Annotated in this window: 10 protein-coding genes; all 10 read left to right on the top strand. The window is 42.2% G+C overall.

Annotated elements, in window-relative coordinates; all coding sequences use genetic code 11:
- Positions 1–5 precede the first annotated feature (5 nt).
- The 10 genes from EJE48_RS08005 to EJE48_RS07960 all read left to right on the top strand — a co-directional run bounded on the left by EJE48_RS08005 (position 6) and on the right by EJE48_RS07960 (position 12246).
- Positions 6–656, top strand: a complete 651-nt coding sequence (locus tag EJE48_RS08005) for a CpaB family protein (protein ID WP_118578545.1) — start codon at positions 6–8, stop codon at positions 654–656.
- A gap of 15 nt (positions 657–671) precedes the next feature.
- Positions 672–1388: an ATP-binding protein gene (locus tag EJE48_RS08000; RefSeq protein ID WP_118578547.1), complete on the top strand. Its 717-nt coding sequence runs from the start codon at positions 672–674 to the stop codon at positions 1386–1388.
- A complete protein-coding gene (locus tag EJE48_RS07995) occupies positions 1385–1819 on the top strand; it encodes a hypothetical protein (protein ID WP_118578549.1) in 435 nt (144 codons plus the stop codon). The genes EJE48_RS08000 and EJE48_RS07995 overlap by 4 nt, the downstream gene beginning before the upstream one ends.
- A gap of 4 nt (positions 1820–1823) precedes the next feature.
- Positions 1824–2717 carry a hypothetical protein gene (locus tag EJE48_RS07990; protein ID WP_124984476.1) on the top strand — a complete coding sequence of 298 codons (894 nt, stop codon included), beginning with the start codon at positions 1824–1826 and terminating at the stop codon, positions 2715–2717.
- A complete protein-coding gene (locus EJE48_RS07985; protein ID WP_118578553.1) occupies positions 2704–3765 on the top strand; it encodes a sortase in 1062 nt (353 codons plus the stop codon). Before EJE48_RS07990 ends, EJE48_RS07985 begins: the two co-directional genes overlap by 14 nt.
- 107 nt (positions 3766–3872) lie before the next feature.
- Positions 3873–5123 carry an S-layer homology domain-containing protein gene (locus EJE48_RS07980; protein ID WP_118578555.1) on the top strand — a complete coding sequence of 417 codons (1251 nt, stop codon included), beginning with the start codon at positions 3873–3875 and terminating at the stop codon, positions 5121–5123.
- Positions 5124–5262: 139 nt separating this feature from the next.
- A complete protein-coding gene (locus tag EJE48_RS07975) occupies positions 5263–5532 on the top strand; it encodes a helix-turn-helix domain-containing protein (protein ID WP_118578557.1) in 270 nt (89 codons plus the stop codon).
- Positions 5533–5648: 116 nt separating this feature from the next.
- Positions 5649–10700, top strand: coding sequence for a SpaA isopeptide-forming pilin-related protein (locus EJE48_RS07970; protein WP_118578559.1), 5052 nt, complete (start codon positions 5649–5651; stop codon positions 10698–10700).
- A gap of 271 nt (positions 10701–10971) precedes the next feature.
- Entirely contained in the window at positions 10972–11358 is a 387-nt protein-coding gene (locus EJE48_RS07965) for a hypothetical protein (protein ID WP_148095977.1), read from the top strand.
- 456 nt (positions 11359–11814) lie between these two features.
- Positions 11815–12246 carry a hypothetical protein gene (locus EJE48_RS07960; RefSeq protein ID WP_118578563.1) on the top strand — a complete coding sequence of 144 codons (432 nt, stop codon included), beginning with the start codon at positions 11815–11817 and terminating at the stop codon, positions 12244–12246.
- The last annotated feature ends 415 nt before the right edge of the window (positions 12247–12661 follow it).

Raw genomic sequence — 12661 nt, 5'->3', positions numbered from 1 at the left:
ACCGTATGAAAAGCAGACTATACTATGCCATAAGCTGCTTTCTCCTTGCAGTCGTTTTGCTTTTTCTTGCAGTCCCGTTATTTACCCATCGGCTTTATCCGAAACAGCAGGCAATCCGTGTGCTGCATACCATGGAAAAGGGCGAACAGCTGACAGATAAGGACATAGAACCGATTACGGTCGGCGCATTGCATCTATCGGAAGGAGTTGCGCTGGCAGAAGAGGATGTAATCGGCAGATATGCGGCGGTGGATCTGGTTGCGGAGGATATTCTCTTTTTATCCAAGCTGTCACAGCTTCCGTTAGAAGGCGATCTGCCGAAGGATATTCTGCCAAAGGGAAATGCCGCACAACTGCTGAAACTTAGAATGATTGAAGGCAGTGAATACCCAGTCCCCGAAACGGGCGATGTGATAAAGATAAATCTGTTTGATAAGAAATGGAAGGACATTCCGGAGCTGCAATTCGTCCGAACCCTGTCTGTTGTGCCGCCGAAAAAAGCGGAAGATACCGTAGTAGTAACAGTAGCATTGAACGAAAAACAGCAGCAGTATATAAAACGGCAGAAGAAAACAGTATTCTATGCATCGGTTATTGTGCGGAGCAATGAAGAACTGGCGGAAAAGCTATTGGCAGAGCAGAAATCATTTTTTTGAGCAGGGGGTGAATCTATGGCAAAGCATATCCTGATTATTGGCAGTCCGGGCAGTGGAAAAAGTGTATTCAGCGCAGCTTTGGCAAGTGCAGCAGGCAAACGAAACAGGCAGACATTACTGATTAGCGGAGACAGCAGAATTTCGATGCTGTCATTTTTTTGCGGAAATACGGATGCAGACGGACTGGGAACGCTTTATGCAGGAGAGATTACATCGCAGCGTACCGCGGATGCAATCAAAATCCTGCGCGAATTTCCGAATATCGGTGTAATGGGATTTCAGATACATGAACGGAAAAGACAGGAAGGAACCACAGCGCAGATACAGCAGCTATATACCGTTTTGGATGGTATGGCTGAGGTGGTAATCTGGGATGGAACCTCTGACTGGACGGATGCTTTTCAGACTGTAATGACAGCAAAAGCGGAGGTTACGGCGTGTTTGTTAACTGCGGATGTAAAGGGACTGCTTTATTTCAAGCAGTATCAGGACAAAATCCGACGGTTGGCGCATTGTCTGCTGTTGGAAGGACTTAGTAAACCATATTCCCTGCATGAGGAAATGGATGTAACCATTGGCGGCTTTGATGGAATCCTGCCCTTTGGCAGAGAGATTGAGCGTTATGTTATGGAAGGGGATTTATTCTCCATCCTTACATGTTGCCATACACGATATCGTGAAACAGTGGAGCACACCTTGGATGATTTACTGGAAGGGAGAATGGAAAAATGACGGCAAAAAAGAGATTTCTTAGGAAACAGAAAAAATGGAAGGCTTGGGGAGCAGCAATAGCAACAGAGGAGATACTGATGGATCAGGAGGCGAGCATTTTATTCCCCACGATGTGCGATAAGCTGCAAAAGGCAATGGCTATCAGACCGGAATATGACATCACAAAAGAAATCATAACAGAGCAGTATCAATCCGATCAGCAGAAAAGACGGTATGCACCAAAGCTGCAGCAGACAGCTGTCATGCTTTTTGCTGATTTTTTTATTTTCATCGGTTTGCTGCTGCTTTTTTATATTTGCGGACAATATTTTGATGTACTCTGGTTTACCGGTTCCGTAGTAATGGCCTGTGGCATCAGCAGTGTATTATTCTTTCTGTTCTGCGAGTGGCTTGTTTTTTATCTGTATCGGATATTTGAAAAGGAGGATTGAGGATGTGAAAGGTTATCGAATAGCAGCAATGGCTGTGATAGGCGTATTATGCTGTAACACAATGGCATTTGCCGCACCAAAGCCGTTAGAGGAAGCCTATGAAAAAAACGGGAATTCCTATATTAAGAAAACGTACGTCATCAATAATACGGAAGAAATTTTTGATACCATGGATACAACCTTTGAATTGAACGGGCTGGTATATCATCAGATTGATATTTCCAGTAAGCCAGTGGTAGAGGTCTTAACGAAGGATGTGAAACAGACAGAAGAAACAACGGTAGCATCCCGGAATGATGTGGTTGTATTGAAAAAGCTGGGTGCAACCAAGCAATATACCGATGAGGAAGGCTATCAGGCTACATTGAAGGCAGAGAAAGGAAGTATCAACTATACGGTTTCCGGCTACACCACAAAGAACCAGACGAAGCATGGCAGCAGAGCCTACTATAACCTGTCTTCCATGGATTTCAGCCAGATTCCAAAAAGCATCTGGGAGGGCGGTGTATATCTGACTCTGATGGATGTGAAATGGATTGGGGATAATAACCTTGCCAGTGGCGATACCGCGGTAGGGAATACCTATGCCGCAGTAGGCTATTATACAGGAACCTATTCTGTGAAAATCCCATCCGGTTATCGCGCATCTGTACTTTATAAGGGTACTGCAAAGAAGGAAATTTCCGAGCAGACAGCATATACCATTACCTACCTCGGAGAAGAGTCGATGCCACAGCAGGAGGAGAAACTGCCGTTAGGCTTCATCATTGGCGGTATTGGACTTGCATTGGCGGCGATTGGAACGGGTATCTATCTGTTCCTTCGCGATAAACGAAACAGTTTGGAGGAAGAAACAGAAGAATCGGAACAGGAGGAAACGAAGGATGCGGATGTATAAGAAAATTTCTATTGGCTTGATTCTGTGTGCCGTATTACTGCCTAATATTGCATCTGCTGCGGCTTATTCGGATATTACAGGGCATTCGGATGAAAAATATGTAGTTGGCTATAGTGACCTTGGATTGGTCAGTGGCTATCCCGATGGCACCTTTCGGCCGGATGCTACACTTACCAGAGCAGAGGCAACTGTATTATTCGGAAAGCTTAATCTGCCTGCCATCAATGGAAAGCAGGCGGACTTTCGGGATATAGCAAAGACTGATTGGTTTTATGATTCAGTGGATACTGCGGTAAAAAGCGGATTGGTTAGTGGTTATGAGGATCATACCTTTCGACCGCAGAAAACAATCACACGCTTTGAGGCTATTTCCATGGTATCGAAATTGGTGAAAAGTGAAAAACAGAACACAGTACAGTTGCCTTATGGGGATAGGGATAGCATCCCTTCCTGGGTGAACGGTGCAGTCAGAAATCTGTATGCAGCAGGCGTGATTGATACCTATAGCGGAAACCGGATTGCAGGGAATACCCCGGTCACCAGAAGTGAAATGGTTAAAATGCTATATAAGGTACTGGAAAGCTATCAGTTTCAGCTGACAGGCTTATCACAGGCAGTGAAAAGCACAGGAACAACAGGAACAACTGCGGTTCAGTTGCCACATGATATTCTGGGGTATCTGACGATTGAGCGAATTGGGATTAAAAAATACCCGGTAAAGGACGGAGCAGACCTTGCGACAATCAAAACAGCAATCGGGCATTTTGCAGAATCCGCCTTATGGGATGGAAATGTTGCTTTCTGCGCCCATAACAGGGATTATAAATATGATTTCAGAAACCTGAAAAATATCAAAAAAGGGGATAAGGTCATTTATGAAACACGCTTTGGCACCAGAACCTATACGGTATCTGTCATAAAGGCAATCAATGAAACAGATTGGACGGATATTACAACGAGTGATGAAAGGAATAAGCTGACAATGGTAACCTGTATCGAAAATGAGCCGACCAAACGACTGCTGGTGCAGGCGGTGCAGCAGCAGTAAATTTATTTTTTTAGTCTTTTTTTGAAAAAATTCTGAAATTTTGTTGCTTTTCCGGAATGAGAATCGTTTATTAAAGTATCATTCATTTTTGAAAAGGGGGAGTATACATGAAAAAGAAAGTATTTTTCGGCACTTTGGCGGCAATGATTTTCAGCATACATATTTCTGCATTTGCGGCACCTGTTGCCGCATTTGGAGATGTATCGGCAGGGAACCATATCGCAGCACCCTATGCCAAAAGTGACATCATTGTACCAAGACCGTCTGCATCAAAGTACGCTGCATTGCAAAAATATGCGTATATCGGGATTCCTGCGGATGTAAAAGGGCATTGGGCGGAAAAATACCTAACCTATTTTTTGCAGACCGGCTGTATGGATGGGAGTGCAGTGGCATTTCATCCCAATGAACCGATTACTTATGCTGACTTTGCTGCGGTAGTTGCAAGATTAGGCTTAAAGCCTGTAGAGTTTAACGGCGGTACTGTTTCGCATAAGGTGTTCCGTGACGCTGCTCTTTGGAATACAGCATATCCTAACGCACAGGCGGCACTTATTTGCGGCGAAGCCGGTGTATGGGGGAATCCTTCAGAGGCAAATTATACCATGCTTGGGTATTCTGGCTTTTGCCTGCAGGATCAGGTGCAACGACAATATATCGCGTCTTTTCTGGTTTCCATGCTGCCGATGCAGGAGAAAGAAAGGGTGTCAGAACAGCAATTTGCGGATGAAATACGCTTTCAATCTGCTTTGTGTAAGGATGCAATGAAGCGGCTGACGGGTGAAAATATAATTTCATGTTATGCGGATGGTACGATTCGCCCTGAGGGTACTGTGACAAAAGCAGAGCTTGCAGCAATGCTGTACAAGGTCATGGAAAAATCACAGTTTGACCGAAACCTTATCAGTGATAACCTGTATGGCAAGTATCACTCCTATTATTGGGATGAGGAAGAAAAGCTTTTGGATTTGGTGAATGATGCACGCCGGAAAGCCGGTGTAAGCGAGCTGAAATATGATGCCGATTTAAATGCTCTGTGTGAGGTGAAAATGCTTGAAAAATCCATCTATGGATTGGATACCTTTACCAAGCAGATACAGTATGACGGTAAAACCATAGCGGATGGACATGTTTCAAGGTTTTACGGCAGATGCACTGCGATGGCAAGAGCCTTTGGTCTGACGGATTATTATGTGGGAGAAAATGCAGTCCTGTATGCGCCTTATGCTGCAAAGGCACATAACCGTCTGACAGATTCTGAGGCACATCGAAAGAATTATTTGAATCCGATGTATGAGGTTGCAGGCTTCGCAGTAGGGGAAAAAGCAACCTATCAGATGTTTGCGTATGTAAAATAAGGACCCACAACTTAATAATAATATTTGATAAAATAGACAATAACACCATTATTGTTTATAATATTAAACATTAAGAGGTGGTTTTTATGGCAAAAAAAGTGCGGTTCTTTTACCGAAAACGCAGAAAATATTAGAACAAATGGGAGAACAGATCAAGTATGCCAGATTAAGACGTAAGCTATCGATGGAATTAGTTGCGGAAAGAGCTGGGATAAGCCGTGCTACATTATGGGCAATCGAGAGAGGAACTCCGTCTGTATCTATCGGTATGTACGCTGCAGTCCTACATGCGCTAAATAATATGGATGAAGATTTACTGTTAGTAGCAAAGGATGATGCGTTGGGAAGAAAGCTTCAGGATTTGGGGCTAAAAACAAAACAACGCGCGCCAAAGAAAAATCTGAAATAGAATAAAACAGTAAGGTTTATCCAATCAGCGAAAAAATAAATACTATAAACGCAAAGGAGCTCTGATTTAATCAGGGCTCTTTTTTATATATACAATTCAATCAAAGGAGTGGTTTTATGAAACACACAAAAAGGTGGGTATCCCTGCTTTTAGCGGTTATGATGACTGTCGCTGCACCGTTATCCGCTTTTGCGGCATGGGAAGATGGATTTGTTATTCCCGGGCAGAACAGTGGTAGTAATAGCTATGATGACCTGTTTTGGGATACCACGAACAAGAGCGATAGCACAACCATCAGCAGCAGTATAACAGAGGATAAAAAGAAGGAGGATACAACAGAAAAAGAGGATACCGGCAGTAAAAAATCCGATGAGAAAACAGCAGATGCAGTGCTGCCGGATACAAAGACATTTTCAGTAGAATCCAGATATTCTGCTGTCCCTTTACTGGCAGATAACTACACAGAAATCTATGGGACGGATTCTATACCAAAGGCACGTTCTGCTACAGGCTCGGGACCGTATGATTATTTGCAGGCAAATGGCGGTTATGTAACCATTACAGCAGACAGGCCTTTGAATAATATCCTGCATTATGACGGCAAAATTGTAGACAACATCCATATTGCGAAATGGATTGCCGATGATCCTGCGGCTTTGGAGTATCCAGCATATTGCAAGAATCCGGGATGGAAAGGAACTGCACAGCACGCCGACGGGAAATATCAGGTAGACCCATTAGAAAGCATCGGCGCAGCAGAGAAGAAAATCCTTGGGATTGCCAGAGCAGGCTATCCTTATAAAACGCCTGCACAGTTAGGTTGTAATAGTGTAGATGAGGCGTATTATGCAACGCATGGTGCGATTCATACAGCTATTGTTGGCGGTTCGCTGGATAAATGGTCTATCCAGAGTGGGGATACAGCAAAAAACACACGCGTATTGAATGCATTAAAAAAGATTTATAACGAAGGCATTGCAAACCCGTATACGCCGCCGGCGGTAACTGTACAGCTTGCACCTGTCAGTGGTTCTGAGGAAGCAACTGCGGAAGGTGACTGGGTTGTAAATACCTATCATTTTACCAGCAGCATTGCCAGAGATAAATGGAAATTCCGTATCCTTGGGGACGATATTATGGCAATGGTGGAAAATGGAACCATTGAGGTCTATGCAGGCAGTAAAAAAATCATGCCACAGACAAATGTAAGCGGCGCATGGGACACATCGAAAGCGTTTGCAGTTGATATGGGGCAGGATGTAACGGTAAAAGTACCAAAGACATTGGCAGAATCCACAGGGATTCGATATACACTGTATGGTACAACCGTTGGTGGTTCTTTAGATACAGCCGCCAGCTATCTTGGGAACCCCGTAGGTCTGTCCGGTAACTGGCAGGGGTATATCTATAACTTCCGTCCGCAGGGAACGGATTCTGCAGCAATGACCTACAACGCATCCCCCACAATCCCTGATACACCGGAGAATCCCGATACACCTGTATCCTCTGATAAAGGCAGTCTGGTCGTAGAAAAATTGGACTATCAGACTAAGAAAAAAGTTGCAGATGCCGTATTCCATATCCGTGGTGTATCGAAGAGCAATGAGTACATCAATATTACTGTAAAGGCAACGAATGGTGCAATAGAGCCTGTCCTTGGCAAAGGTGCAAGCATTACGATTTCCGATGGTGTCCTGAAACTGACAGGGATTCCTGCGGGGGTATATGAAATAACAGAGGTATCTGCGCCGCCGCATTATTCTGTTGCAGTAGGGAAAAATTCTCAGAGCGTTCGTGTGGAAAACAATGCAGAGGTACATCCGAAAGTCACCTTTGAAAATCAGCCGTATGGCTCTCTTACAATCCGCAAGATTGATGCACAGACACAGGAGACGTTAGCCAGTTTTTATTTTCAGGTCATCAATCATACTACGGGCTTTGAACAGACAGTAGAAACAGGTAAGAATGGCGAAGTAACGATTGAAGATCTGCCGGAGGGCAGCTATGAGGTTAAGGAGCTTGCGGCCAGATTTGATTATATTCTGGATGCCACACCGCAGATTGGTGAGGTTGACTGGGGCAAGGAAACAGTTGTTGTAATGAAAAATAAGAAAAAGCCATCTGTAGAGATTAAGAAGATTGATGCAGAAACATCAGAACCCATTGCAGGGGTACACTTTGAAATCACAAATAAGAATACCCGACAGGTATATATGGGTGTAACGGATCAGAACGGCTGCATTACGCTGTCAGATGTAGAAGAAGGCTGGTATGAGGTAACGGAAGTTACGCCTGCAAAGGGCTATCTTCCTTTAGAGCAGGTGTATGAGGTTTATGCAGAAAGCGGAAAGCCCGGCACTGTAGCAATTCAGAATCATAGAGCACCTAACCTTACGATTATCAAACGAGACAGTCAGACCGGTGCTGCATTATCCGGTGCAATGTTTACCGTAGAAAAATTGCAGGAGCCTGATAAAGGCTTTGTATCCGGCAGTCCCTTTACAACGGATACTGACGGTAAAATTTTGCTGAAAGGTCTGACACCCGGTGCATATAAAATCTGTGAAGTAAAAGCACCGAATGCTTACGAGAGCGGCAATGAAGAACGTGTAGTAAATCTTGTTGTCGGGCAGGATTTTACAGCTGTATTTGAAAATACGAAAAAAGCAACATTAACAGTCCATAAAGTAGACTCCATTACCAAAGAGCCCTTAAAGAATGCAAGGTTTGAGGTGCTGAAGGCGGTAAATGATTCTCTTAGCGGAGAGGTAGTAAAGGTCGGTGAATATACCTCAGACAGCAACGGACAGTTCCAACTGCAGCAGGCAGATAGCGGCTGGTATCGTATTATAGAAAAACAGGCTCCTGCAGGCTATGAGAGAAAAACAGAATCTATGGAGGTATTCCTGAAAGCAGGCGAGGATAAAGAGATTATCTTTGAAAATAGCCCACAGTCTGCCATTATCATTAAAAAGATAGATGCAGAAACAGGAGCAGCTTTATCCGGTATTCGTTTTGAGGTAAGATATTTAAGCGGTGCTACGGGAACAGAGGGTACCGTAATCGGGACTTATACAACATCGAAAAATGGTACGATTACTGTTGCAGGCTTAAAACCCGGTGTGTATTCCGTGGCAGAGGTATCTACTGACAGCGACCATATTTTAGATGATACGCTGAAAACAGTGACGCTGAAAGATGATAATGCAGTTGTTACTGTTGAATTTACAAATGCGCCGTTAGGCGGTCTGCTGATTAAAAAGATGGATGCTGTGACAAAAGAACCGCTGAGTGATGTTATCTTTAAGATAACAGACATCAAAGGTGCAGTAGTCGGTGAATCCAATGGTGAATATCGCACTGATGAAACAGGCAGTATTTATATTCCAAAGCTGATTGGCGGCTATATCGTACAGGAGGTAAAGGCAAAGGAGGGGTATCTTCTTGATAATACCGCAAAGACGATTTATATCGAAAAAGGCAGAGTTTATTCTCTGGAATTTTTCAATCAGCCGCATAACAGCCTTATCATTCAGAAGGTAGACCGAAAAACACAGAAGCCGCTGGAGGGTGCAAAGTTTGAGGTAAGAAAAATTGACGGCACCTATATTGGTGAATATATCACTGCCGCAGACGGCAGAATCACCATTCCGGATCTGAAACCCGATTGGTATGTGGTAAAGGAAACAGCGGCACCCGAAGGCTATTGCCTTGATACCGCAGTCAGCAAGAACGTACAGGTAAAGAGCGATGCACCCTCTATGGTGAAATTTGAAAACGATAAGAATGCGACACTTCGTATCTCCAAAACTGACAGTGTCACAGGAAAGCCAATGGAAAATGTGGAATTTACCATTGTGCGTGAGGACGGCAAGACCTATGGAAAGCATTACACCAATAGACAGGGTGAAATCAATCTGGAATATAAGCTCCCCGCCGGCACCTATCTCATCAGAGAAACCAATACCCTAAAAGGCTATGCACTGGATACCAATGTAAGAAAAGTTGCGTTGGATTGGGGCGATGACCAACTCATTGAATGGGAGAACTACCCTCTGGCTTCTATCCGGATTGAAAAAACAGATGCGGAAACGGGAGACCCTATTTCCGGCGTAAAGTTTGAGCTCTTCGATAAGAATAAGGAATCCATCGGCACATATATCACCGACAGTAAGGGGGAAATTCATCTGGATAAGATGTTCCTTGGTGATGCTACCTACTATATCGAAGAAAAGGAAAATGAAGGTTATGTTGTGACAAAGGGCTTACAGACAGTAAAAACAAAATGGGGGAAGACAACCTATGTAGAGCTGGAAAATAAGCCGATTCAAGGAAAAGTACAGATCCATAAAACTGCTGCGGATAATAATGCTATCACCGGTCATTTAAAAGGGGATGGCTTAAAGGATGCAAAATTTACGGTTTATGATTCTGACGGGAAGAAGGTTACTGTTCTAAGAACAGACAGTAAAGGCTTTGCGGAATCCGATTGGCTGAGATATGGTAAGTATACCATGAAGGAAACAACCAGTCCGCTGTATTTCCTTTTAAGTGATGAAATGATTTCTTTTGAAATCAGGAAGGATGGAGAAATCGTAGAGATTGAAAGAGAAAATAAAAGCACGGCTTTGCAGACGCATGTGGAAAAAAGCGGCTATCAGGAGACAATGGGCGGAAGTGTAATCAGATATGATCTCTATCATATCCAGAACAAATCTCTGGTACCTTTGGAGAACTTCTATCTGCATGAAAGCCTGCCTGCGGATGCGGCGTATATTACAAGGCTGTTTACCGGTACATTCAATCAGAACCTGAACTATACCATCTATTATAAGACGAATAAAACAGGCAGCTTTAAGGTATTGCGGGATAACCTGTTTACCAATAAGGTCTATGAAATTGACTGCACAAAGGGTCTAATGGCAGGGGAATATATCACTGATATTAAATACGAATTTGGTACGGTGGACGTTGGCTTCTGCGAAGTAGAACGTCCTTTTATCTATTGTAAAACATATCAGAATCTGCCGAACGGGTATCAGTTTACGAATAGAGTAGAGGTAGGTGGGATGTACGAAATGCAGAAAGTAAAGGCGGAGGATTCCTATACAACGAAGATTTATGCACCTGTGGCAAGCAGAGGGAAACTGCCGAAAACAGGATATTGATAGGCTACCGACTGTATGAGAGTATATCATCTGTAGGGTAAATGATGAGGCACTTGGAAGTGGATTCTGAGTGCCTCTTTTTTTATTGAATGATGTTGTGAAAACATTCTATAGCAGAATAGTATCCGGTGAATAAACAGTGCTAAAGAAAATATGATTGCGAGCAGGCGTTGTACCTGATACAATGATAACTGATGAGTTATGCGCTTGGTTAAGATTATTTTTTCTGAGTGGTGTAATGCTGAAAGAATACAGAATCGGTGAGGGTGCTATGGATACACATTTTGGAAAAGAAAACAATTGCAAGTTATATATGCTGAAAAGCAATGATGGCAGGAATCAGGAAATCTGGGTGAAATGGGATGAATGGATCAGACCGAACAATATTATTTCCGAAGGCAGTGAAATGCCGCATGCGGTTCGTGAGCTTCTGAGAAAATGGAGCGATGAAATCAATAAAATCAGAAATGAGTTCCAGAATAAGGCTAATATTGGGTATGCCTATATTGATTTTGTATATGACAGTGTCGTGTATAAACTGGAGCCTGCGGCGATTGCAGCAACCAAGGATATGTTTCATCATCTTGCAGAAATGATACAGAGGGATCTGAAGCATGTCGGATGCCCCTATACACAGTATAAGTGGGAGCTTGACTGATATAGTTTTGATAATTAGTGGTACTTAGAATGGTCTGAGTACCGCTTTTTTAATAAAAGGATTCATAGATTGAAAGAAGAAAATAAGCTGTTTATCAAAAAACCGAGGGATTATTATGTAATAAGAAATATGGATATATATTTTTATGATACGCTGGATTTAAGACAGCGTTTTTTTAGTTCTTGAATTTCATGAAGAAACAGGAGATTAACAGAAATGGTATATGGATATGGACTATAGTCAATAAAAAAGACACGATTTTTAAATATATTGTGTGAAAAAAGCCATTCAGCATCAAATATTTGATATTTTCAATTGTATATATAAAATAACTATGCCGAAAAGCAAATCTCAGTCCGAGATTTGCTTTTTTTGTTGCGTAAAAAGGTGCCGATCACCACCAGCCTCTGACTTGAATTTGCCATGAAAAAACAAATTTGAATCGGAGGAATAACTATGAACAATGATGGAAAGAAATATTTTATAAAAATCAAAGGCGCATTGGTAGAAGTAACTGATGAAATATACATAGCTTATTATGAGATGGAATGCAAAGAAAAGTATATGGTAGAAAAAGATAAAGCCCATGGTCTTTTATACTATGATAGCTGGGACACTGAAGATACCAGAGGAATTGATTACATTATGGATAGCACAGTGAATGTTGAAGAAGAAGCCATAAGGACAGTAATAGCGTCAGATATTTGGTCATATGTTGCTCAGATAGATGACAAATATCATATATGTGAAGGGATAGCAAAAGGAACTACGGAGATAGAAATTGCAAAGGTAGCGAATGTTACACAGCAAGCAATCCATAAAAACAAAAAAAGGGTTTTTAATAGTTTAAAGACTATAATTGAAAAAATTCTTAAGTTTGGTTGTTAAACAAAAATAAAATGAAAGCAATACAGCAGGTAACCGATAGAAATAAAAAAGGATTTTGAAAAAAATTAAAAAAATTGCACAAAATTTTCAAAATTGGTTGTTAAGGGGTATGTATTTTCGGCTTATAAGTGAGGGTTATTTTTCCTCCCTTCAGTTTTGCATTGAAAATGCCTACCCAAAAACAAAAATTAGAGCAATATAACAGACAAACCAATAAACACAAAATAAGATTCTGAAAAAATCAAAAAAAATTGCACAAATTTTAAAAAATTGGTTGTTAAGGGGTATGTATTTTCGGCTTATAAGTGAGGGGTATTTTCTTCCCTTCGTTGCACATTGAAAAATACATACCCAGCAATATAAATACGTTACTCTGTTTTGCCCGAAAGGGACAAGCAGTACCATGCAGTGCGCC

This window comes from Anaerotignum faecicola (genome assembly GCF_003865035.1).
GTDB classification, from domain to species: domain Bacteria; phylum Bacillota; class Clostridia; order Lachnospirales; family Anaerotignaceae; genus Anaerotignum_A; species Anaerotignum_A faecicola.
This window is presented reverse-complemented; position numbering and strand designations above follow the sequence as displayed.